Source organism: Phycisphaeraceae bacterium, assembly GCA_019636795.1.
GTDB lineage: Bacteria > Planctomycetota > Phycisphaerae > Phycisphaerales > UBA1924 > JAHBWW01.
The window spans coordinates 124,301-146,981 of the sequence record JAHBWW010000005.1 but is presented as its reverse complement, the minus strand read 5'-3'; the positions used below and the strand labels follow the sequence as shown (position 1 = coordinate 146,981).

The following is a 22,681-nucleotide window of genomic DNA, read 5'->3' as shown; positions in this document are numbered from 1 at the left end:
ACTGACTGAAAAAATAAGCCCAGGCATTCGTATGCCTGGGCATTATCGTGCGCGTTCATGAAACGACTCATGTCCAGGTGTTGACCGGACCCGATCCATCGCGCGCCTGACCCGGCGCATGATGGTCGGCACGCCAGCTCTCCGGGTAGCTGGGGTCATCAAGGTCCAGCGCGTGTTTGGTCGGGAACAGAGGCCTGAACGTGTCGCACATGACCGCCAGTTCGTCGGTGTAGGTCTTGCCCAGCGCCAGTTCGACGGTGCCCGGATGCGGGCCGTGCGGAATCCCCTGCGGGTGGAGGCTGATCGAGCCCGACTCGATCCCGCGCCGGGCCTTGTAGTTGCCTTCGACGTAGTACAGCACCTCGTCGGAGTCGATGTTCGAGTGGTTGTACGGAATCGGAATCGCTTCGGGATGGAAATCGAGCACGCGCGGACAGAACGAGCAGATCACAAAGTTGTGCCCTTCGAAGGTCTGATGGATCGGAGGCGGCATGTGCAACTTGCCCACAATCGGCGCGAAATCATCGACATTGAAACAGAACGGGTAGTAACACCCGTCCCACCCGACGACATCGAGCGGGTGATAGCTGTAGATATAACTGTGCACCGTGTCGCGGGCTTTGATGCGCACCTCGAACTCGCCAGCCTCGTCAAAGGTCATCGGCAGCTGCGGCACACGCAAATCACGTTCGCAAAATGGCGCATGCTCAAGAAACTGTGAACTCGTCTTCGACACATAGCGCGGCGGCGGGCCGATGTGCGAGCCATTGGCCGTCTCGAACAACACGAACTTGCCCAGAGGCATCTCGGCAGCGCTCACACCCTGCGGCCGGTCGGCGTCACTGAGCGCATTGAACTCAATGCGATAGATCGTCCCCTTCGGAATAACGATGTAGTCCTTCTTGTGGAACTTGAGTGAGCCGAACATCGTGTACACGGTGCCCGAGCCATAGTGAATGAAGTAGCACTCGTCGCCCTGTCCGTTTTTGAAGTGGTACTTCATCTGCTCGACAGGCACGCACAACGCCATCTCGACATCGGAGTTCCCAAGCACAACCACGCGCCCGGTGATGGCGTCGCCGGCAGGTTTCATCGGCGCGGTCTTGATGTGCCGCATGCGCATCACTTCCTGCTCGACATACTCGACTTTGGTTGAATACAGCGACTTCCACCCAGAGACCTGCGTCGGCGGATGGATGTGGTACATCGTGCTCGTCGGGCCTACAAAGCCCTCAGTGCCGAAAACCTCTTCTGAGTACAGCGCGCCGTCAGGCCTGCGAAACTGCACGTGGCGCTTGACCGGGATCTCTCCAAGTTTCATGTAGTACGGCATCGATCTGCAAACCTCGTTCTTCCCCGCTGGCGCTCGCGCCAAGGGGAGGGCGTTTGATCTGCGATCATAGGGCTGCAGGACCGTTGGCAAGCACCCGTATCAGGTATGCGCCAGCCGCGAATCGGTCCAAATCGGATACACTGGAGGCAATGAATCTGCCATTGTTCGAGATCGACCCGGACATCACCCTCGCCAGCACACTCCCGGCCTGGATCTATGCAGACCCTCGCTTCTTCGAAGCCTCGCGAGCGCGCGTCTTCGCGCCGTCGTGGCAAGTCATCGCCACCACCGATGACATCAAGGTGCCGGGGCAGACATGCCCCGTGACACTGCTCGAAGGGTGTCTCGATGAGCCGCTGCTCCTGACACGCGACCGCAACGACCAGATGCATTGCATGAGCAACGTCTGCACGCATCGGGGCACGATTCTCTGTGAGCACGCGGGGGTCGAGAAAAGTCTGGTCTGCCGATACCACGGGCGGCGATTCGATCTCGATGGCACGTGCCGGCACATGCCCGAGTTCACGCGCGTTAAGGGGTTTCCTGCGCCGGCCGACCATCTGCCAAGGGTGAAGTTCGGCTTGTGGGGTAAGTTCGTGTTTGCTTCGCTCTGCCCGCGCGTCACGCTCGAAGACGTGCTCGCCCCGATGCACGAACGCCTGGCGTGGTTCCCGCTCGATCGCCTGCAACTCGACCCCAAACGCTCGCGCGATTACCTCGTCAATGCCAACTGGGCCTTGTATTGCGACAACTACCTCGAAGGCTTTCATATCCCGTTTGTGCACGCCTCGCTCAATGAAACGATCGACTATGGCGAGTACACCACCGAGTTGTACCCATGGAGCGTGTTGCAACTGGGCGTCTCGAAGGATCGCTCAGGCTGCTTCGATCTGCCCGGAAGTTCGCCCGATCACGGCCGAAACATCGCGGCATATTACTACTGGCTCTTCCCGAACACGATGGTGAACGTGTATCCGTGGGGCATTTCGATCAACATCGTGCGGCCTCTGGGAGTCGCCAAAACGCGTGTCAGTTTCCTGAGCTACGTCCTCGACGAAACTCGAATTGCTGAAGGCGCAGGAGCCGACCTCGATCGTGTGGAGCGCGAGGACGAAGCCATCGTCGAGGCTGTGCAGCGCGGGTGTCGATCGAGCCTGTACACACGCGGGCGGTATTCGCCGGATCGCGAGCAAGGCGTGCATCACTTCCACCGACTGTTGGCTGGTGCGCTCGCGCAGGCTTGATTCAACGTCGAACTTGGCACACGCGTCTATGAGCCGACGCCCAGTTCGATTTCAACCGCTTCGACGATGCAGTGCAATATCAGCATGTGGATTTCCTGAATGCGGTCAGAAGTCCGGGCTGGAACGATCCATTGGTGTTCGCACAATCCGCTCAGCACCCCGCCGCCCTGCCCGAGAAGTGCAACTCGGTGCATGCCGATGGTTCCTGCCGATTCAACCGCGCGGACGATGTTGCGACTGTTGCCACTTGTGCTCAGCGCGATGAGCACATCGCCAGGCCTGCCCAGTGCCTCGACCCATCGGGAAAAGACAAACTCGAACCCGAAGTCATTGGCCACACACGTCAGATGCGAAGGATCGGAGCACGCGATTGCAGGCAATGCCCGGCGGTCCTGCCGAAATCGCCCGGTGAGTTCTTCACAAAAGTGCATGGCATCGCAGCACGACCCGCCATTGCCGCACGCGAGGACTTTGCCTCCGCTCCGCATGGCCGCCGCGATCTTGGCTCCTACAAGGGCAATTCGATCGACCGCTCGCTGGTCCGAGAGGAATTGCGCCAAGGCATCGTTTGCAGCTGCGAGCGAGGCTTTGACACGATCGGTGGCATTCTGACCCATGTTTTATAGCGTAGTCGGAGCACACCTATCGGGCCTTGCGAACCGGCAAAGTTCCCCTGGATTGGTGGGGTAATCGTCACAACCGGGAACCGCGGCGCTCCCGCGAACGAAAGTTCATAAGTCACTTGTCTACTGCCACTTAGTGTGGCATTCTGTAGACGGAGCCTGCGATATGGCTCCCTCGGAACATCGTGAGACTGGAGGATGAGAGATGCCAAGGATCAAGGCTAAGGCTTGTGGTTTGTCGTTGCTGGTTCTGACCGGGTCGGCCCTCGCGGGACCGGTCGAGCCCCAACTCATTGCTACGAACGGCACCAGAGCGTACTTCTTCCAGCGGACGACCACGCCTGAAGAGTTCGACACCATCTCCGCCCTCGACTCAACAGGCCACTACCAGGCCATCACCACCGACCCCACTGGCAAGGTGCTCATGCACGGCATCTCCGGCACCGGAGGCGTCTTCTATCACCTGAAGGGACGCCCGGGAAACTGGCGCGTCGACACTGTCAGTTTCACAGACATCTGGTACAACACCATCGACTACGTCGGCGAACGCATGTTTGCAGTCCGTAACGACATCGGGCACTCGGACGCGCTGGTAGAACTGAACCCTTACACGTTCGAAGAAATCGCTGTGCTTGGGATCTACGAACTCGGGATCGGAGGCATGGCCTACGTCCCCCACCTTGACGAATTTGTCGTCGGCGACACCCGCACCAACTCCTTCTACGCCATTGGTCTCGGGCTTACAGAGTCCACGGTCCAAGGCGAGATCCGAACGATCGGGCACTCGGGCATGCGTTGGGGCGGGCACGGACTTGAGTACTTCGAAGGCGAGGTCTACGGAGCCGCCATTCGCGGCGAAGATATGAAGTTCGTATTCGGTAAGGTTAATCTCGAAACCGGGCACTTTGACGTCTCTTCGATCCTGGCAGACGCGATCCACGGGGGAGTCGGATTCGGGATCATCCCCGCTCCGGGGACGGTCGGATTGCTGACGGTTTTCGGGGCCTTGGCGTGTCGTCGTCGCCGAACTGCCTGATCGCGGACCAAACGATCACTATCCGAACATTCAGTTATTACGACCTCCGGGCATGGGGACAAACCATGCCCGTTTACCTTTTTTGGGAGCCGGACGGGGCTTCAAGGGTTGAAACTCCAAGGGGATGCACGATTTTTTTCTCAGATTGGTTGCAGTTGTAGGGATTGGGCGCACCTTGTCGGGTGGAGTTGAGGACTTATTCCACTTGGAGAGGTAGCCATGATTAATCGCAATGTCGTTTCAACCGCAGTCATCGTTGCCCTTGCCGGGTTTGCATCTGCTCAGGCGCAGTATGTGACGGGCCATGGGCAGAAGCTTTTCCTGACCAACGCCGACACCCTTCAGACCGAGGTCCTGAATCTCGCTGACGGCGAAGGAGCTTGGACCTTCTCGGGTATGACCACTGACTCGCGTGGCCGCATCATCGCCCACACGATCAATCAGGCCCAGGCTGTCACCGAGTTCTACCGCGTCGGTTCAAACAAGAACACCGACGCCCCGACCATGGTCCGCATCGGTACTGGAAACGCGACGTACAACACGATCACCTATGTCGGCGAGCGTCTCTTCGGCGTCGAGCGCCAGGGTTCCCTGAACGTCATCGTCGAAATCGACACCCAGTCGTTTGAGAAAATCGGCGAGTGGCATAACCTGACGCAGGCCATCGGTGGCATGGCGTACAACGAAGCAACCGACGAGTTCGTCTTCGGTGACTCCCGCACCCGCAACTTCTACGCTGTGTCGGCCTCCGACGCCAACGCTGAAGTCCGCCTGATCGGTCACGCTGGCATGAACTTCGGCGGCAACGGCATCGAGCTGTTCGATGGCCGCCTGTATGGTTCGTTCATTCGTGCAGGGACGCTGGACCTGGTGATGGGCGAAATCAGCATGACGACAGGTCAGATCACGATCTTGGCCAACCTCGGCGCTTCAACCGCGGGTGCAGGCACCTCCTTCACGGTCATCCCGACCATCCCGTCGCCGACCGGCCTGGCGCTTCTGGGCCTCGGTGGTCTGGCTGCGATCCGTCGCCGCCGCTGATCCGCTTCGATCATTCAAGTTTTCACGGGCCCGAGGTAACTCGGGTCCGTTTCTTTTTGTCCTCCCTCACCTGCGCGCCCATCAGATTGCCTGATTCTGATACCATGTCAGGATGATGATCCCCTATCCACATGTGTTGCTGAAGTTTCGTCTTCAAATCCAGGTTGCTCTCAGCATCGCCCTTGCCTGGTGTTGTACGCTGGCACCGGCTGCGACTCGGATCGCGCCTGCACCAGATGAGTTTGAGTCCGGGGTACTGACGGCGCGCGAGACGGCGAATCTCGAAGCCGCCGCCCGGCTCGTCGCCCTCGTGCGCTACTTTGACCCGAGTTCACAAGCAAGCGGAGTCAAAGCATGGGATCTGTTCACGATTCAGGCAATGGAGTCTGTTTTTGATGCTGTTGATGCTCAAGACCTTGCAGCAAGGCTCGCCAAAATTTTTACCCCGATCAGTCCGCTTCTGGAAGTCTGGGCTGGCGGACCCGATTTTGCGCCCCCCGAGCCCGAGATTCCCGAAGGCTCGCGCTCAGTGCGTTACTGGGAGCACCAAGGCGTCGGGTCTCTCCCGACCACCTTCAAACAGTTCGTCTATTCAAGTCAACTGCGCACCGCCCGTCTGACAAGTGATGATCTTCCCTTTCGGGTGGAAGACCGGTTCCACATCGCGAACCTCGGAGGCGGGGTGTCGTGCCGATTGTCGCTGATTGTGTATCGAAACTGGACGGGTACATTCCCGCTCGGCTCAACGCCGCAGGAATGGACAGTTTCCCCTGAAAACACAGCGTTTTCCCTGTCAAAGCGTGCAACCCGATTTGCGGATATTGCGACTGCCTGGGGCGTGATGGAGCACTTTTATCCGTACTTCGATGTTGTCGATACTGACTGGGACAAAGCGCTGACGGAGGGGCTCAAGCAGACATCAGAAGCCACGAGCGACGCGGATCACCTGATGACCCTTCGACGCCTGATTGCACAACTTCACGATGGGCACGGATCGGTCACACTTCACCGTGTCGGTTTTGCGGGGTGCCTGCCAATCACGCTCGATTGGACCGGACCAGATCTGATCGTCGTCGGCGTGGACCCCGGATTTACCGAGATGATCGGCGTAGGGGAGGTTGTGCGAGCGATCAACGACAAACCCATTGCGGAGGTCTATACCGAGGTGAGGCTTTCCATTTGCGCATCGACTGAGGGCTGGGCGAAGTATCTGGCTGCGTTTGAACTCACTTGCCCGCGCACTTCCGACCCGGTCGAGATCGAGTTCCTGCGACCCGACGGCGAAGTGCATCGGGTTCTGATGAAGCCGATGCCCATAGCCCTACCAATGCCGAAGAAGGGAACCCCTGAATCCGGTACTGAAGTCTCGCCTGGGGTTGTGTACTTCAATCTCGTGGGTGCCGAGTCCGATCAGTTGCGAAGCAATCTTGAGACACTGACGTCTGCACGCGGCATTATCTTTGATATGCGAGGCTATCCAGCCGGAGCTGCTTACGAAGCCATCAGGCATCTGATCGATCGAAATGTTGCCAGCGCTCAATGGCATGTCCCCGTCATTACCCGTCCCGGGCGCGCGGGGTGGAGGTGGGATCAAAGCGCTTGGGACATGCCGCCAAAGGCGCCGCACTGGGACAAGCCCGTCGCGTTTCTGACATCATCAGCAGCCATTTCGTACGCCGAGTCGATCATGGGCATCGTCGAGCACTATAAACTCGGAGACATCGTCGGCTCTACCACCGCGGGTACCAACGGCAACGTCAATCCCTTCGTCCTCCCGGGCGGAGCGATTGTGGGCTGGACGGGCATGAAGGTACTCAAGCATGATGGCTCAACCCATCACGGAGTCGGGATTCTGCCGACCGTTCCTGTCGTGCCTACGCCCGCAGGAGTTGCTGCCGGTCGTGATGAGGTACTCGAAAAGGCGATCGAAGTTATTGCTGCTCGACTTGGTGAAGCGAAGACGGACTGATCACAGTTGACAGACTTTTGTGTCCGCTGAACGATCGTGGTCGCGCCGGTTTGCTGCTGGCGATGTCGTCGATGAGAAGAATCGTGGGTAGGATTACGCGCGGCACTTGCCATGCGCCGCGACGTATTGGACCGATGAGACTATTGAGTCGTGCCCAAGTACGGCACGGCCTGATACAACACGAGGACCAGCATGACCATCACCATTGCTCGCGCCAAAGCCATCTGTTCGAAACCTGAACTCGGACTGGTGCACTGGAGCACTCGCCAGCGTGTCAAGGATCTGACGCCATCGCGTTTAGCGCAAAAGCTCGCTCTCGCTCGAAAACTGCGCGACAAATACCGCGATCTGGTTAACCAGCAAACGCGCGAACAACGCGGCAAGAGCACTCGAACCCGAACGAGGCCAGTCGGGGACAACAAGAACACACACCTCAAGTTGCAGTTGTTCCAGGAGACTCTGGATCGCTTCGAAGCCGCGCTCAAAACGAAGACGGCGGCCGAGAAAGTGAGCCCGCCCAAGGCAAAAGCCGCTAAGAAACCGGCCCCGAAAGAGACTTCAAAGCAGTCCACCATTCCGGCACCCAAAGCGGCCAAGAAGAAATCATCGGCCAAACCTCGCGCCAAGAACGCCGGCGGACCGGTGAGCAAGAAGACGCAGGCCAAAAAGGCCGCTCGCAAGAAGGTGGTCAAGAAGAAACTCGCCGCGTCCCGCGCAACCAGTCGCTCAGGACCTGCCTCACATGAGTCAAGGGACAACCTGGGGAGTTCCATCGCGGCTGAGATTCAGCAGCAGCAGTTCGTCGCGTATGACAAGGCCTCGACCGCCAACCGCAACGCATTGCTGATCTCTCAAACCGAGTCGCCGATCACTGTGCACGGCGTCGCGGGAATTACAAAGCGGAATCAGGCTAAGCGCGACAGCAGACCCTGAACCGCATCACGAGGCGCGACGCACAAGACGACTTGACCATCGCTCTTGATGACTCGGTCAGGGCTTGCGACCGCGCACCGCAATGTTGCGTATGGCTTCATCGAGCAGGACGATATCGGTGTAGTTGAGTTCCTGCATCATCTGGCTCAGCTGCGGGAATGTGTAATGGTCCTCGACGCGCGGCGCGGTTGCGTCATACCAGCCGCGAGCATCGCCGCGGATTTCGCCAGCGTCGAGTTGCTGCTGAATGTACGCGACGGCTTCCTCGCCGGTCATGTGCCGAATCGCCTGTCGGATTCGTTCCTTGCGCACCATATGGACAAAGTCGCCATGATGGCCTGGGCGCGGATAGCCATAGACCATCAAGGCCAGATAACCCCCGGGCTTGATGAGTGAATCGAGGTTTGCCATCGACTTGCGTGTGTCGCCCGTGCAGTGAATGACACCGAAACTGAGCACAAGATCGAAACTCGCGGGCTCGGCTTCGTAGCGATCGAGCAGATTCCAGACAATGCCGCGATGTCCAGGAAACTCTTTGCAGTACTCGACCGTGCGCTGGACACCCTTGGTCGATTGATCCATGCTTGTGACGATGGCGCCGAGTGAGCACAGGCCGTAACTCAGCCGCCCATCGCCACAGCCTGCGTCGAGCACGCGCTTGCCCTTGAACCACTCCCGATTGAGTCCGGTCCATCGGAGCACCGTGTCGGCGATGACGGCCTTGTGCTCCGGATTCTCCAGACTGCTCACACCCTTGTTGAGTTGTTGCCACTTGAACTCGAAAATTCCTCGTGTGTCGCGTTCGGCTTCGGGCAGCCCGCCGATGCGGCTCGTCAAGTCGCGGATGTTCTCGTCGCTGCGAATCGTCCAGAAGTGAAGATACTCGAGCATGGTAGCGAGTTCGGTATTGCGGCGTTCGAGGGCGTCGATGCGGATCTTGAGCGCCTCGATTTGACCTGCTTCGGCCTGGCCTGCTTCCGTGACAACATCTTCGATCATGCTTGCCCTTTCCTCTCGCAGCCGTCCGCCGAGCCGGAACGTGTTTGCAACCAGACGAATCGTAGGGCCCGCGCCTTTGCCACAGGCTCGGGAGCCGCTAGGGTTTGCTCGACGATGCGCATTGACGTGCTGACGACATTTCCCGAACTGTTCTCGCTCACGCCGCCCGGGGTGCTTGGGGTCTCGATCCCGGCACGCGCGATTCGTGCGGGGGCGCTCGAAGTCCTGGCCACGAACATCCGTGACTTTGCCGACAACAAGCACGACAAGACCGACGATCGACCGTTCGGAGGCGGGCCGGGCATGGTGATGATGTGCCAGCCACTCTGGGATGCCGTCCATGCTGCCGAAGCCTGCGACCCGACACCAGCGTTACGGATCCTGCTCACGCCGCAAGGTGTGCCGCTGACGCAGAGGCTTGTCGAGGATCTCGCCGCCCGCCCGCGTCTGCTCCTGATCGCCGGGCACTATGAGGGAATCGACGAGCGCGTCATCGAGCGTCTGTCGCCGCTGGAGATCAGTCTGGGTGACTATGTGCTCTCGGGCGGAGAACTGGCAGCCCTTGTGCTGATCGACGCTGTCGCCCGCCTCCAGCCCGGCGCGCTTGGCGATCAAGCAAGTGCGACTCAGGACTCGTTTGGGCAGATATCCGAACTGAACCCGAATGGAAATCCTATTGAGCCGCGGCTCCTGGCTCAATGGCGAAGTGAACTGCGTATCCCCGAAGATGCCCGTCTGCTCGACTGCCCCCATTACACTCGCCCACGCGAATGGATGGGGATGCCTGTGCCCGAGATCCTGCTCAGCGGCGACCACGACGCCGTCGCCCGCTGGAGGCTTGAGCAGGCCGCGGAGCGAACGCGGGCACGGCGTCCGGACTTGCTTGCCCCTTTCGAGAGCCCCGAGCACAGTTGAACCTCACCGGCAACCCCGCCTATCATCAAGGCCCCCGACGAACGGGGGATTTTTGACCATAGGGGTGCGCCATGGGCACGCAGCAGATCATCGAATCCATCAATGCCGAATCCCTCAAGACCGATATCCCGGTCATGGATGTCGGCGACACGATCAACGTTCACGCCCGTATTGTCGAAGGCGACAAGGAACGCGTCCAGGTGTTCCAGGGCGTGCTCATGAGCCGCAAGGGTCGGGGCATCGGCGAGATGATGACCGTTCGCCGCATCGTCGACAACGAGGGCGTCGAGCGCACGTGGCCGATCAACAGCCCGATGATCGCGAAGATCGAAGTGGTGCGTCGTGGCGATGCCCGCCGCGCCAAGTTGTACTTCCTGCGTGATCGTGTGGGCAAGAGCCGCCGCCTCCGCGATCGCCGCCGCGGGCTCAAGCATGTCGAAGGCCAACCGACGATCAACCGCTGAGCGATTCGCAGATCAATCTGAACTTCGAGGGACCGGTTTCGCGCCGGTCCCTTTTTCTTGGGCATCTTGGCCAGGCATAGTTGCCAGATTCGATTCAACTCGGGCACATGACAATTGCGGCCGACCCCGTCAAGGATCGGCCGCTTGGTGTTCATCATCCATCGCATGGTCTGCGACGCTGCATCAGTTCTTGCAGCCGCAACCAGCGCAGCATGCACAGCACGAACAATCGTCGCACTGGCAGTCATCGCACTGACAACTGCACTGACAGCACGCGCAGCATCCAGCGGTGGCTGCCTTGGCGGGCTGGGTTTGCATGGGATTCATGGCCAGCGCAGCCGCCGCCATCGCGCACGCGGCGCACGCCGCAACAATCTTCTTCGACATGGAAAATCTCCTGAATTCTGATTGATGTTGATCGTTCAGCCCACAACGGGCCGAAGCGACTCGAGAAGTCAACTCAACACATTCAGGAGACCTTCGGAGGCGGGCTTGGTGGCCGCAAAGAACGCGACAGAGGAGCCGCACGCTCCTCACCAATGCTTAATTGATTCGGAATCTCGAGTGCTGCCGCCCACGAGAACGCAGACGCACTGGATGTTGCAGGCACGCGTTGGCAGCACAGACACGGACACTCTTCGCCGGATGCCGGGCAATCCGGTGAGTCGCGGCCATCGTGGTTCGAGCTCGTCGGACTGCTCGTCGTTTCTAAAGCGGAAGCGCAACAGGACAATGCGTTGGCACCGGCACGTCCGTAACTATTCTCGGACTCATCAAGATTGCAGTACCCCGGCTCAACCACGATCTTACAGCACTCGGCCGCGGCGATCATTGACTCCGCTTGCCAGCCTTGGCTAAGCAGCAGCGACCAGATCATCACCATGGCAAGCACAAAGCGGCCCATTAAAGCATCATACCACATGCTCAGACAAATGCTTCCCGATCTGCTCGATTTTCGTGTTTTGATCGCCGAACACCTCAGCACAACGGACCTCGTACCCGAAATCGGTCGACTCGGCAGGCACAATCACCTCGCCCTACATAGCCTACCCCATGAAAGCCATCGTCGTCACCAAGCAAGGCAACCCCGTTGCGCCCAACATCCAAGTCCGCAATGACTGGCCCGATCTGCAGCCGCCGCGGGCCGGATTCGTCACCGTCCGCACACTCGCGTCGGCGTTTAACTATATGGATCTCTGGGTCGGTCGCGGCGTGCCGGGGCTGGAACTCGCCTACCCGCGTATCTCGGGGTGCGACGGTTGTGGCATCGTGGAATCAGTCGGACCGAACGTCAATCCAGCGTGGATCGGCAAGCAGGTGATCTACAACGCCGCGATGCGCATCGTCAGGCCACTCTCACCAACCGAGCCACCACGAACCACGCTCGCGCCTGAATATGAACTCATCGGCGAGCACCACTTCGGGGCACACGCCGCACAGTTTTCCTGCCCAGCCGACAACCTCGCGGCAGTCGATGACTGCGATCCGATCGAGGCGGCTGCGTTCGGCCTGTGCGCGCTCACCGCCTACTCGATGATGATCACCAAAGGCCAACTCGCACCCGGACAGCGCGTGCTCATCACCGGCATCAGTGGCGGAGTAGCGACCAGCGCTCTGGCCATCGCGCGGCACTTTGGATGCTCTGTCTGCGTCACGAGCCGAAGCCGCACTAAACTAGAACACGCTCGCCAACTCGGTGCCGAATGTCTGATTCTCGACGAGGGCCAGGACTGGTCGCGCGATGTGCGCGCGTGGACCGGCAAACGCGGCGTTGACATGGCTATCGATTCCGTCGGCAAAGCCACACACCTCAACTGCATCAAGTCGCTGGCGCGCGGCGGAGCGTATGTCACCCCAGGCTGCACCACCGGCCCCGATGCCACCACCGACCTCGCCCGCATATTCTGGAACCAACTCCGCATCCTCGGCTCGACCATGGGCTCGAACGATGAGTTCCGCGAAGTCGTTGCACTCTACCGCACTGGTGCGCTCAAACCGGTCGTCGACACTGTCTTCTCGGCAGACGAGGCGTTCACAGCGTATGAACGTTATGAGGCCGGGGAACATTTTGGAAAAATTGTCATCGATTGGCGCTAAGCCGGTGAATCATGTTCCTGCGCAACTCGATTCGAACAGGCTCGGCTCAGTCCTCGCGCTTCGTTGAGCTTCGTGCTGGCAACAGGCCGGATAGACACACTGCTCGCCGGGGCGGATGATCCACGCCGAGCGATACGACCGCTCTCGCCCGTGAACGTCGTCGGGTGCGAATGCCGCCTTCTCAAATCTGTCAAACCACATCAATGTCGCAAAGCGTGCATCATTTTTTTGATGCCAGTATGCTTCGGCTGCTGCGATACATGGACCATAACGATCGCGCAAGTCTCGCACCCCTCGCTCGTCGAGCCCCTCAAACGACTCGACGCGCTCGACGCGACCAGTCACGATCAATCCTGCCCGGCGGGCCAGAAAATACACCCGATCGTCCACCTCGATCTGCCCGAACGGCGCACGCCGTGTGCGAGAGAAGCGCGATTCGATGCGCTTATTGCCCTCGAGCATGGCCCGCACGAGTCCCGGCTCGATCACAGCGAGATGCACACGCCGCACTCCCACAAAATCTGGTTGTGACCTCGCGTCATCAGTCATGGGCCCAATGGCTTCCGCATGCGCTCGATTGTGGACGTTGTACTCTTGCCGGCAACAAGCTCGATCAGGTGCACACGCCCGCCATAACTCTTGACCAGATCGGCTCCGACCACCTGATGTTCTTGATAATCCGCGCCCTTGATAAGCACATCCGGTCGAATTGCCTCGATGAGACCCATCGGTGTGTCTTCATCGAAGAGAACGATTGATCCGACACCCGAAATTGAGCCAAGCACACGAGCGCGATCCTGCTCGCCGTTGATCGGGCGCTCGGGGCCTTTGAGTCTCTGAACCGAAGCATCACTGTTGAGCCCGATGATGAGCAGGCTGGCAGTCTGCGATGCCTGTTCGAGCAGACGCACATGCCCAGCGTGAATGACGTCGAAACACCCGTTCGTGAAGGCGACGCTGCCCCCATCCTCACGCACCGCACGCACCTGCACTTGTATCTGTTCGAGCGAGCGCAGTTTGCCCAGTCGCAGAGCCTGTTGTTCGAGAATCTCGTGGTGGATGCGTTCAATCGGGATTGGTTTCACGCCGAACACTTGCACTTCGAGACCTGCAGCAGCGTTGGCCAGCCGCACCGCGCTGGGCCAGTCGAGCCCATTGGCACGCGATGCTGCCAGTCCCGCGAGCATCATGTCGCCCGCACCAGTCACGTCGTACACATCGCGAGCGATCGTGGGCACCGGAAGCGGCTCATCGGTTGTGCGTTCAAGCAGAAGCGCGCCATGACGATCAAGCGTCAACACCACTGCATCGAGTTCCAACCGAGCCAGCAACCCGCGAGCCAGTGCCGCGTTGTGCTCCGCGTCTGCGTGTTCGTGGGTCTTGAGGCCCGTCGCCCGCTCGGCTTCGGTGCGATTGGGAGTGATCGCTGTCGCACCCCGATAACGCACAAAGTCCGTTGAGATGCACGGATCCACCAGCACCTCGCGCCCGCGGGCACGCGATCGACGAATCACCTCCTGGCAGAGTGCATCGGTGCAGACGCCCTTGCCGTAATCTTCGATGCACACGATGTCGGCCTCGGACAGAATCGCATCGAGACGTGCCAGGATCGCATCGCTGATACTCAACGCGATCGGTTCGCGCGATTCGAAGTCCACGCGAAACATTTTCTGAGGGTGCCGCGCCTGCGCGAGACCGATCAGATTGCGTTTGATCGTCGTCGGGCGTGACGCATCAGCGATCAGGCCCGTGGTGTCGATGCCGCGCGTATCCATCTCGCGTCGGAGAACCTGCCCTTCCGGATCGAGTCCTACAACCCCGAGCGCATACACGCGGCCTTTCATCGCGGCAAGATCCATGCACAAGTTGGCAGCGCCGCCCGGCATATTTTCCTGACGCCGCACCTGAAGCACTGGCACGGGCGCATCCGAACTCAGCCGCTCGGCATCGCCAAACAGCAACTGATCGAGCATGAAATCACCGACAACCACAGCCGTGAATGGCTTCCACGCAGCAAGATGTTCAAGCAATCGATCCATGTGGACCTATCGTATTCGGCTTCCGCTCGCCACGACTTGGAGCACCCGCTCGCGCAGAGCGTCCTTCCCCCGATCAAAACGAATCTCCAGTTCGGCTGTTGCCACGGGGCAAAGACCATCCCTCGTAGCCCATGCCGAGAGTTTGACATCATCTTTGCGCGTTGTCAAAATGACATCGGCCTGTGTTTGCTTGACCGCTCGGAAAATTCGGTCGAGCGTGCGGCGGTCATAGTGTGCATGATCGCGCAGCACGATTGCACCCGCCAGCGCGCTGCCAACCGCTCCCTCAGCTGCCGCCACAAACGCCGCCCCATTGCCGATGCCACACACCGCGAGCACTCGCTGCCCGTTGAGCCACGACACCGGATGTTGCTCGACCGCGCCATCGAATTCGCGCACACTTAGGCCCGACCAGTGGTGCCATGAACTCGCCAGGGTCAACTGCGCGTTGATTCGGGAGAGGCGTTCGAACATCCGCTCAACGACACCCACACCGACTCGCTCAGCGTGCGTCACAACAACCGCGTGTGCCCGCCGCAGTGCTTCGGGTCGCTCGCGCAGCCATCCCGCGGGGAGCAACCTATCGGCAAACGGATCGCGCGTCGCATCGATCAGCACAAGATCCAGATCGCGCGCGAGTCGGCGATGCTGAAACCCGTCGTCGAGCACTACGCAATCTACACCCGCTCCCTCTGGCGATGCGAAAAGTGTGTTCAACCCGGCGCGACGGTCGGGCTTGGCCACCACAGGCACACCCGCGATCACCTGCCGATACTCCATCGCCTCATCCGACTCGCCATCGCGAGCCCGATATCCACGCATCGCAATGCAAGGCCTATGCCCGGCCTCGAGCAGCCATCGAGAAACAGCCGTCACCGTCGGAGTCTTGCCCGTTCCGCCGACCGACAGATTCCCGACGCTGATGACCGGTCGATCAAGCCGGTGCACTCCAACCCCGGCATCGAACCTGCGCGATCTGCGGTTCAGTTCAACTTCATACACTTTGCTCAGCGCGCGCCCGAGCAACCCCCGGACCGGAGGTCGCTGCGTATTCTCTGTCCTTGCGGCAGATTCGCTCACGCCAGAACCCTAGCGTGTCTGCCCCCGCTCAGCCCCCGGCCCGATGGCGTTCGACATATTCATGCAACTCCGCCCGCAACGATCGGAGATTGGCCCGAATCTGCCGCTGCTCGCTTGCGTGAATGCGCACATTGTTGAGCATGTCAAGCCCAGCAAGGACAACCATGATCCCCATCACCCCCAGCACGGCCAGCCACACCATGACGAACACGCGCTGATCGTCAGTCGTCGCGATGCCAAACCCGTACGCCGCCAACGGAATCAAAAGCAGACTCAGCATACCAGACGTCGTGCGAATCCGCTTCCGACTCGCTGGCATCGCCGAACCTTGCATGGCAATCAGATGCAGACACGTTGCGACAAGTGCCACCACCGCCATCGGCAGCACCACTCCCACAGGAAACACCGGATCTGCGCCAAGCACGAACATTCACCCAGCATACCGCGCCGCACCGGCAGCCTCAAGCACAAAACTCGGGATCGCCATCGGTAGTTCGCTTTGCGACAAATACAACGGATGTCGCGGCTCACCCGACTGCGTCACACCCAGACACATCGCGGACTTCGTCTTCGATACAAGCCTCACGACCTCCCTCCCCCGTCCCCCAAGTTCCCCATGTCCACCCCAAGCCAGCACTAGCAACTGCGCACGCTCGGCAGCCCGCACAATCGCCGCGTCATTGCGAGGCCCGATCGGATCCGCAGCCTCATAAAGCCCGCGCGGATCCGTCGAACGCAGCGCAAAGATATTCACAACCTCCAGCGCATCAAACCCCCACCGCTGGGCGTATCCGATACAGCGCCGCACGGTCGGATCGTTCTTCGATGCGTCAGCAGTACTCGGGTTGAGCATGCAGAAGCACACGCGACGCCCCCCCGCGGCCCATTGCCGCTGAAGCGCATACCGGTATCTGCCCGAACGGTCGAAACTTGCCCGCCCGATCCATGGCATCAACTTCGCACCCGCAACAACCGGCACACTCACCCCATCTTCTCGAGTTCATCCGCCGGGATGTCCGCATTCGAGTACACGTTCTGCACGTCGTCGTTGTCCTCGAGCGCTTCGAGAAACGCCAGCAGTTTTCGCGCGTCCTCGCCTCGAATCTCCTGGCTCTCCTTCGGAATCTTGGCAATGCGTGCTTCGAGAATCTTCATGCCCGCGCCCTCGACCGCTTCCTTGACACTTTGAAAATCAGTCGGATCAGTCAGAATCGTCCACGCCCCACCGGCCTCGGGCGCTTCGACATCCGAAGCACCGGCCTCGAGCGCACACTCCATGACCTTCTCTTCCTCATACTCGCCATCGAGCACGATCTGTCCCTTTGTCTGAAACTGAAACGACACCGCGCCCGTCGTCGCGAGCGAGCATCCCACCTTCTTGAAGATCGTCCGCAGATCCGTCACCGTGCGATTGCGATTGTCCGTCAGCGCGTCGATGATCACCGCGATCCCGCCCGGGCCGTAGCCTTCATAACTCACTTCGGCCCAATCTTCGCCGCCAGTTGCACCCGCCCCCTTGTCAATCGCCCGCTGGATCGTGTCCTTGGGCATGTTGGCGTACTTGGCTTCGTCGATTGCATATCGCAGCGAAAGGTTCGTGTCCGGATCTCCCCCGCCGGCGCGAGCTGCAGCCATGATCGCCTTCGAACACTTCGACCACACCTTGCCCTTCTTCTTATCCTGGCGCTCCTTGCGGTGCCTGATATTCGCCCATTTGCTGTGACCGGCCATGCTCGTCCTCTTTGCTAGACTGCCCAGAATGATCTCTGGAATGGTTTCTGATTGTTTCCCGCTCGACGTGCGCCCGCCTCTATTGTTGCCCGCCTGTTTCAACGATCGGCGCCACCGGAGGCCGACCACCGGCTTCCACAGCCCGCAATTTCTCCCGTACATTCCGCAAAGCTACTTCCAACCTCGAATACTCCGGCAGACGGCGCTGCTCGGTGGTCTGATACGTCCGCTGCCGTGCCAGATACAGCACCTCAGCTCGAACCCACGCTTCGCTTGCGCCCGCAGCATCCCCGTCACGCCACCGCGCATCGCCCAGATGATTCTGGATCGTCGGATTCGACACGCCCTCAGTCGTCAGCGCGGCTCGGGCAAGCAGCGACACCGCCCCCAAGCCATACTCTCCATCCGCAAACCGTCCCTGCCTGTAGCGCAGCCACCCAAACGTATCGAGCACATTGCCATTCGTCGTCAGTTTCGCATACGCGATCTGAACGAGCCGCTCGGCCTCCGACAATTCCTGATCGCGCTCGATCAGAAAATATGCGTAGTCATTGCACACCCACGGATGATCGGCTTGAAACTCAAGCGCCTTCTGATACAGCAGCGCCGCCGCCGCCTCACGCTGCCTCGACGCTGCGATGCTGGCCAGCACATACGCGATCTCCGCACGGTCATCCGTGGGGCCGATATCTCCCGGATGATCGTCCGTCCGCGTCGCATCGACCGCTGCAGCGATCTGCCCCGTCTCTGCAAGCCTCACAAGAACCCGATCCACAGTCGCGATCGTGCCAAGCGTTGCCAGAGGCAACAGCATCTGACGCCAGCGATCCGCGAGAAACTCATTCGCATTCGTCGTCGCGTGGGCCGCAAAGATCAGCGATTCCTGTGTCCGTTGCGTCTGAAGCAGCGCGCCGAACGTTTCGGCGAACGCCGCCTCGCTCACTTGACCATGCTCATTGGCGAACGAGTCGGCCGCACTGAGAATGGAGTCAAGAGTAACGTTGGGCAGCATCGAGAGGCACGCAAGTCGAAACCGGTGCATCGGCTCCGGCATCGCAAGCGCATGGCGACCCGAGACGAACTCGATCAATGTCACGAACTGGCCAGCGCGTTCATGCCGCGCTGTGTCGGTCTGCGCGTTCAGAACTTCACCAGACAGACGCCCAGCCACAACCAACATCGCTTCACGTACCGAGCTCCGCACCTGCACCCACGGCGGCACCTTCGCCAATTCTTCAAGCACATCATCAAGACTCTCGCCGCGATCGAACTGAAGTGCCAGAAGTTCAAGCAGCTCCTCAACCGACCGCGGCTCGGTCCCCAGTCGTGCGATCGCCCGATCCATCGCCTCCTCGCCACGCCCAAGCGAGCGAAGCACAAACTCACGCGTCCTTTCCACCCTCGGCGTCGACGCAAGCGCCGGATCATCGAGCAGCGTAAGCCCCTCCTCACCACGCCTCATCAGCACGAGCAGGCGAGCGAGAGCCAACGATGCCGCCTCTTCAGGCCTGTCGCGATCAATGCGTGACCGAAGCCATGATTCCGCTTCCTCCAGCGCCGCCGGGCCAGACGCATCATCCAGCGTCGCCCAGTAGGCAAAGCACGACGAATACTGCTCATCGTGCGGGATCATCTCCAGATCGATCAGCCTCTGGAGCAATCGTATCGATTCAGCACCGAATCGTGCCCGCTCGATCATCGCCAGTTGCTCACGAACTCGCGCACGCACTGAGTCGCGCACCAGATCCTGTTCGAGCAGGAGCACGCGAAGCGACTCTGACTTCGCTCCTGCGCTTGCACCCAACACCATCTCGACGGCTCGCACAATCGAGCGCTCATCGCGTGGATCTATCTCGATCAGCCGCCGAACGAGTGCATCCTGAGCATCAACCGCACCGGCATCGGCAACAACGTCCATCGCCCACAAACCATCATTGACGCTAGTCACCACCGCTGCGTCATCAGCACTCAATATCTCCACAGCCTCGCCCAACCGCCACGCAGCCGCAAGCGCCCGAGCCCGCAGCATCGCCGTTCCATCCGACTTGCCTTCAAAAAGAGCCTGCACATCTTCCCACCGCCCGCTCTGGCTCCCAATGCGCAACGCCAGCACACGATGCATGGGTGACAACGCAGCCAATGCCTCCAGATCCGCCTTTCGGTTCGCCACACCCAATCGCACCTGCACCGCAAGCGAAAGCAGATCTGTCGGGCTTCGGCTGCTCAGCCGCTTTAGTTCCGCCGTCGAGATCACCGGCACAGCACACAGCGCGTCCGCAATCAACTCCACATCTTCTGGCTGCAGAGCCGCCAGCCGAACTGCAATTTCCCAACGCTCAGTGTCTACTTGTGACGAGGTCGTCAGCGCAAGAATCAACTGCGGGCTCAGCCTCAAGTCCGATGGCACCAACGCCACGCGATGCTTCCACGACGAGTTCGATAGCGTTGCAATCTGTGCAAAGAGCATTGCTGTTCGCTGACTTGGCAGACCCCCCGGGCCGCTCGACGCCAGCGCGTTGATTGTTCGATGCAACAACGGTTCATGCTGCCCCAGCGCCGACAGAAACTCCAGATCCGAAGCCTCCGCATGCCCGGCACCCGATGACAATGCTGCGATGGCAATCAATGACGCCTCCGCCGTACGACCAAGTCGGTACAGACAGTACATGCGACGACGTTCAAGCTCATCTCGAGGCATTCCCTCATACGCAGCCGCCCGCTCGTATCCTGCCGCCGCCCCTGCCCAGTCCGCAAGTTCGCTTTGTGCATCCGCGACCGACATCCAAAGCAATGGATGACGCCGCACGAGCACCGCATACTCGCTCGCAAACGGTGAAGCGATATGCGTTTCCTGATCTCGGCGCAGCACCGGCTCAATCAGATCGATCCCCGCTCGCAGGGAGCCTTGCTCCAGCAACAACTCGCCCAGCGACACACTGATCCACGCGACTGCGTATGGGTCCGTCTGATTGTCGATCCTGGCATGGGCCTCGGCAAGCCATCGCGTTGCTTCCTCAATGTTGCGCCGCCGTGCTGCATCCATGCCCACAAGCGCCCAGATACGAAGATCATCCGCTCCGTTGGCCGCCGCCTGCCGAAGCGACGACACGCCAGAACTCCGAAGCCCCTGTCTGATCTGCGCCTGCCCCAGTTCGCTCCAGATCTGTGCCGAACTCGGATCGAGCCTTGCCGCACGTTCCAGCAGTGACAGCGCACCAGAGCCGTCTCCTTCGCCACTGCGCACGCGCGCTTGCACATACAGCCGAAGCGCCTGATCCTGACTTGATTCATCGACTGCCGCTCGCGCCATATCGCCCGCAAACAATGGCCGGTTTCGTATGTCGCTCAATATCTCCGCAAGGTCCAGAGTCGCAGACGCTTCAGCCGCACCATCGCTTCGGACATCCCGTGGCATCCAAGGCCGCTGCACACCCGTGTTCTGAACCGGCTTGGCAGTTACTTCCTGCTCGTCAGCACGCGCTTTCAACGCTTCTATCAGTTCCGCACTCGATTCGATGTCCTGCCCAGCACCTCGCGATAACGCGCTGTCCGGGCGTGAGTTGTCATGCTGGTTCGAAGCACACGCTGTGAGCCCCAGCACCACCAGAATCACGCAACCGATCGACCACATCGACGTAGACCAGAACCCCGATCGAGTTGTATGCGTTGCCCGCCTCACGACAAGCCTTTTTCCGTCTCACGAGTCTCGTTTGACTCTCGCGCCGCGCCAGTCTCAGCGTTCATCAGCCTCTCGAGGCACCGATAAATCGGCGGAATTTCCCCCGCATAAAACGCCCGCTCAAGCAGGAGCGCCATCGCGTCGGGCTTCTCTTCCAGTTCGAGCAATGCACGCGCATGCGCACAAAGACGCCCATCCATCGGAAATGCATGCCCGCCCAGTTCGAGCAGCATCACACGCGATGCAACAAACGGCACCATGCCCTCCATCCCGTCCAGATACGCTCGCGCATCACGCTTGGTCTGCTGTTCCAGAAAACTCAGGTCCATCGCGTGCTCACGCTCATAGACTGCCCCAAGGCACGCACGCAAACGCCTCGAACGCTCTTCCGCCCTGGGGTAACGCGAACCGATAATCCCTATCAAGTCCGAAGGAAGACACACCCGCAACTCATTGACATCCGCCAGCGATTCATCGATCGCGACGATCGCACGCTCGGCGCGCATTGCCGTGCTCTCCCACAGGATGAAAGAATACACCACCTGATTGACAAACCGACACTCCGAGCGCACTTCGCCCAGAGCACAGTCAGAATCTCTGCAACGATCGGTTTCCACAACCAATCGTTCAAGAATCTCGCGAATGCGGTCGGTGCCATCCTTGTCCATCACATGCCGGCTCCCGATTCACCCGACTGATCCTCACTCTGCTCCGTCGCCGGGCCTTTTTCTTCGAGCGCCGCACGCTCCTCCGCGATCTTTCCAAGCAACTCAAACACCTTGGCCTGATTCTTCAGCCCGGTGTCCAGTTTGAAAATCAGTACCGGCATCAACCGCAAGTGCACACGTTTCATCACCTCGCGCCGCAAGTATCCACTCGCCGAGACCAACGCATGCATCGTCAACTTCTCGTGCTCTTCGGGATGAATCGAAACCATCACTCGCGCAGCCGAGAGATCCTCGACAACCTCAACTGCTGTCACAGTGATCAGGCCCTTGGCACGCGGGTCCGCAAGTCCGCGAGCCAGCACTTCATTGATTGCCTTCTCGAGTTCTGATCCAATCTGAAGCGTTCGACGTTTCACTCCAGCCCCTCCGGCTCTTGCTCGGCTCGACGCAGCATCTCACGTTCGATCCCTTCAAAGGAATTGGCATCGTCTTCAGTCAACGCCTCAGGCCCCGCAGCCCCATACAAGAGTTCCCGCCGCATGTTCCCCAGTTCCGCATCGTGCAACGATCGCAGCTTCTCGGTGATTCGATCAAGCGTCTGACCGATGTACCGCCCGTCTCCACCAACCATCGCCAGCCCAAGCACTGCCAGATCTGCCCGCTCCTGCGCATCAACTTCCGCCACACTCACCTGATGCTCCCGATGCAGGCGATCCTTCACCGACCGCACCACCCGCCGCTTGTCCTTGAGCGATTGGGCGTCATGGATCATCAACTCAAACTGAAGAATGCCGACGATCAGCGCAGTTCCCTCCGTCCATTCCAACTCA

22 protein-coding genes are annotated in these 22,681 nt (G+C 60.0%); 9 read left to right on the top strand and 13 right to left on the bottom strand.

All coding sequences use genetic code 11. The features are described from left to right. Nucleotides 1-67: 67 nt before the first annotated feature. A complete protein-coding gene (locus KF757_11505; GenBank protein ID MBX3323605.1) occupies nt 68-1,321 on the bottom strand; it encodes a homogentisate 1,2-dioxygenase in 1,254 nt (417 codons plus the stop codon). A gap of 161 nt (nt 1,322-1,482) precedes the next feature. Between KF757_11505 and KF757_11500 the strand changes: the two genes are divergently transcribed. Next, a complete protein-coding gene (locus KF757_11500) occupies nt 1,483-2,577 on the top strand; it encodes an aromatic ring-hydroxylating dioxygenase subunit alpha (GenBank protein MBX3323604.1) in 1,095 nt (364 codons plus the stop codon). A 26-nt stretch (nt 2,578-2,603) separates the two neighbouring features. Here the strand turns inward: KF757_11500 and KF757_11495 are convergent, their stop codons facing one another. After that, entirely contained in the window at nt 2,604-3,194 is a 591-nt protein-coding gene (locus KF757_11495; GenBank protein ID MBX3323603.1) for an SIS domain-containing protein, read from the bottom strand. 211 nt (nt 3,195-3,405) lie between these two features. On the opposite strand from KF757_11495, the gene KF757_11490 reads away from it, so the two are divergent. From KF757_11490 to KF757_11475, 4 genes are all read left to right on the top strand, one after another. Further along, a complete protein-coding gene (locus KF757_11490; GenBank protein MBX3323602.1) occupies nt 3,406-4,236 on the top strand; it encodes a hypothetical protein in 831 nt (276 codons plus the stop codon). A 219-nt stretch (nt 4,237-4,455) separates the two neighbouring features. Next, the gene (locus tag KF757_11485) at nt 4,456-5,277 is read left to right on the top strand and encodes a hypothetical protein (GenBank protein MBX3323601.1); all 822 of its coding nucleotides are present in this window, start codon (nt 4,456-4,458) and stop codon (nt 5,275-5,277) included. A gap of 112 nt (nt 5,278-5,389) precedes the next feature. Next, nucleotides 5,390-7,246 carry a hypothetical protein gene (locus tag KF757_11480; protein MBX3323600.1) on the top strand — a complete coding sequence of 619 codons (1,857 nt, stop codon included), beginning with the start codon at nt 5,390-5,392 and terminating at the stop codon, nt 7,244-7,246. Between the two features lie 192 nt (nt 7,247-7,438). Further along, on the top strand, nt 7,439-8,179 hold the full coding sequence (locus KF757_11475; GenBank protein MBX3323599.1) for a hypothetical protein: 741 nt from the start codon (nt 7,439-7,441) through the stop codon (nt 8,177-8,179). A 57-nt stretch (nt 8,180-8,236) separates the two neighbouring features. Here KF757_11475 and KF757_11470 read toward each other — a convergent pair whose 3' ends face one another. After that, a complete protein-coding gene (locus tag KF757_11470; GenBank protein MBX3323598.1) occupies nt 8,237-9,178 on the bottom strand; it encodes a methyltransferase in 942 nt (313 codons plus the stop codon). A 114-nt stretch (nt 9,179-9,292) separates the two neighbouring features. On the opposite strand from KF757_11470, the gene KF757_11465 reads away from it, so the two are divergent. From KF757_11465 to KF757_11450, 4 genes are all read left to right on the top strand, one after another. After that, nucleotides 9,293-10,093: a tRNA (guanine(37)-N(1))-methyltransferase gene (locus KF757_11465; GenBank protein MBX3323597.1), complete on the top strand. Its 801-nt coding sequence runs from the start codon at nt 9,293-9,295 to the stop codon at nt 10,091-10,093. Nucleotides 10,094-10,164: 71 nt separating this feature from the next. Then, nucleotides 10,165-10,557, top strand: coding sequence for a 50S ribosomal protein L19 (rplS, locus tag KF757_11460; GenBank protein MBX3323596.1), 393 nt, complete (start codon nt 10,165-10,167; stop codon nt 10,555-10,557). 144 nt (nt 10,558-10,701) lie between these two features. After that, nucleotides 10,702-10,965, top strand: a complete 264-nt coding sequence (locus KF757_11455; GenBank protein ID MBX3323595.1) for a hypothetical protein — start codon at nt 10,702-10,704, stop codon at nt 10,963-10,965. A 645-nt stretch (nt 10,966-11,610) separates the two neighbouring features. Further along, nucleotides 11,611-12,654, top strand: coding sequence for a zinc-binding dehydrogenase (locus KF757_11450; protein ID MBX3323594.1), 1,044 nt, complete (start codon nt 11,611-11,613; stop codon nt 12,652-12,654). 9 nt (nt 12,655-12,663) lie between these two features. On the opposite strand, the gene KF757_11445 is transcribed toward KF757_11450, so the two are convergent. The 10 genes from KF757_11445 to KF757_11400 all read right to left on the bottom strand — a co-directional run bounded on the left by KF757_11445 (nt 12,664) and on the right by KF757_11400 (nt 22,677). Continuing rightward, nucleotides 12,664-13,203: a hypothetical protein gene (locus KF757_11445; protein MBX3323593.1), complete on the bottom strand. Its 540-nt coding sequence runs from the start codon at nt 13,201-13,203 to the stop codon at nt 12,664-12,666. Then, nucleotides 13,200-14,693 (bottom strand): D-glycero-beta-D-manno-heptose 1-phosphate adenylyltransferase, encoded by a 1,494-nt coding sequence (rfaE2, locus tag KF757_11440; protein MBX3323592.1) that lies wholly within the window; start codon nt 14,691-14,693, stop codon nt 13,200-13,202. Before rfaE2 ends, KF757_11445 begins: the two co-directional genes overlap by 4 nt. Nucleotides 14,694-14,699: 6 nt before the next feature. Beyond that, complete coding sequence (lpxK, locus tag KF757_11435) at nt 14,700-15,773, bottom strand: tetraacyldisaccharide 4'-kinase (protein ID MBX3323591.1); 1,074 nt, start codon at nt 15,771-15,773, stop codon at nt 14,700-14,702. A gap of 28 nt (nt 15,774-15,801) precedes the next feature. Continuing rightward, entirely contained in the window at nt 15,802-16,203 is a 402-nt protein-coding gene (locus tag KF757_11430; GenBank protein ID MBX3323590.1) for a hypothetical protein, read from the bottom strand. After that, entirely contained in the window at nt 16,204-16,758 is a 555-nt protein-coding gene (locus tag KF757_11425) for a DUF1643 domain-containing protein (protein MBX3323589.1), read from the bottom strand. Continuing rightward, on the bottom strand, nt 16,755-17,504 hold the full coding sequence (locus KF757_11420; GenBank protein MBX3323588.1) for a YebC/PmpR family DNA-binding transcriptional regulator: 750 nt from the start codon (nt 17,502-17,504) through the stop codon (nt 16,755-16,757). Before KF757_11420 ends, KF757_11425 begins: the two co-directional genes overlap by 4 nt. A gap of 79 nt (nt 17,505-17,583) precedes the next feature. After that, a complete protein-coding gene (locus KF757_11415; protein MBX3323587.1) occupies nt 17,584-21,135 on the bottom strand; it encodes a hypothetical protein in 3,552 nt (1,183 codons plus the stop codon). 44 nt (nt 21,136-21,179) lie between these two features. Then, the gene (locus tag KF757_11410; GenBank protein MBX3323586.1) at nt 21,180-21,851 is read right to left on the bottom strand and encodes a hypothetical protein; all 672 of its coding nucleotides are present in this window, start codon (nt 21,849-21,851) and stop codon (nt 21,180-21,182) included. After that, the gene (gene rbfA / locus KF757_11405) at nt 21,851-22,267 is read right to left on the bottom strand and encodes a 30S ribosome-binding factor RbfA (protein ID MBX3323585.1); all 417 of its coding nucleotides are present in this window, start codon (nt 22,265-22,267) and stop codon (nt 21,851-21,853) included. The genes KF757_11410 and rbfA overlap by 1 nt, the downstream gene beginning before the upstream one ends. Further along, a complete protein-coding gene (locus KF757_11400; protein MBX3323584.1) occupies nt 22,264-22,677 on the bottom strand; it encodes a DUF503 domain-containing protein in 414 nt (137 codons plus the stop codon). Before KF757_11400 ends, rbfA begins: the two co-directional genes overlap by 4 nt. Between the last annotated feature and the right edge of the window lie 4 nt (nt 22,678-22,681).

Coding starts and splice junctions, on each gene's coding strand:
- KF757_11415 (MBX3323587.1), bottom strand. CDS start 21,135: ATGTGGTCGATCGGTTGCGTGATTCTGGTGGTGCTGGGGCTCACAGCG.
- KF757_11465 (MBX3323597.1), top strand. CDS start 9,293: ATGCGCATTGACGTGCTGACGACATTTCCCGAACTGTTCTCGCTCACG.
- KF757_11490 (MBX3323602.1), top strand. CDS start 3,406: ATGCCAAGGATCAAGGCTAAGGCTTGTGGTTTGTCGTTGCTGGTTCTG.
- KF757_11420 (MBX3323588.1), bottom strand. CDS start 17,504: ATGGCCGGTCACAGCAAATGGGCGAATATCAGGCACCGCAAGGAGCGC.
- rfaE2 (MBX3323592.1), bottom strand. CDS start 14,693: ATGGATCGATTGCTTGAACATCTTGCTGCGTGGAAGCCATTCACGGCT.
- KF757_11450 (MBX3323594.1), top strand. CDS start 11,611: ATGAAAGCCATCGTCGTCACCAAGCAAGGCAACCCCGTTGCGCCCAAC.
- KF757_11485 (MBX3323601.1), top strand. CDS start 4,456: ATGATTAATCGCAATGTCGTTTCAACCGCAGTCATCGTTGCCCTTGCC.
- KF757_11470 (MBX3323598.1), bottom strand. CDS start 9,178: ATGATCGAAGATGTTGTCACGGAAGCAGGCCAGGCCGAAGCAGGTCAA.
- rplS (MBX3323596.1), top strand. CDS start 10,165: ATGGGCACGCAGCAGATCATCGAATCCATCAATGCCGAATCCCTCAAG.
- KF757_11430 (MBX3323590.1), bottom strand. CDS start 16,203: ATGTTCGTGCTTGGCGCAGATCCGGTGTTTCCTGTGGGAGTGGTGCTG.
- KF757_11475 (MBX3323599.1), top strand. CDS start 7,439: ATGACCATCACCATTGCTCGCGCCAAAGCCATCTGTTCGAAACCTGAA.
- KF757_11445 (MBX3323593.1), bottom strand. CDS start 13,203: ATGACTGATGACGCGAGGTCACAACCAGATTTTGTGGGAGTGCGGCGT.
- KF757_11410 (MBX3323586.1), bottom strand. CDS start 21,851: ATGGACAAGGATGGCACCGACCGCATTCGCGAGATTCTTGAACGATTG.
- KF757_11495 (MBX3323603.1), bottom strand. CDS start 3,194: ATGGGTCAGAATGCCACCGATCGTGTCAAAGCCTCGCTCGCAGCTGCA.
- KF757_11500 (MBX3323604.1), top strand. CDS start 1,483: ATGAATCTGCCATTGTTCGAGATCGACCCGGACATCACCCTCGCCAGC.
- KF757_11505 (MBX3323605.1), bottom strand. CDS start 1,321: ATGAAACTTGGAGAGATCCCGGTCAAGCGCCACGTGCAGTTTCGCAGG.
- KF757_11480 (MBX3323600.1), top strand. CDS start 5,390: ATGATGATCCCCTATCCACATGTGTTGCTGAAGTTTCGTCTTCAAATC.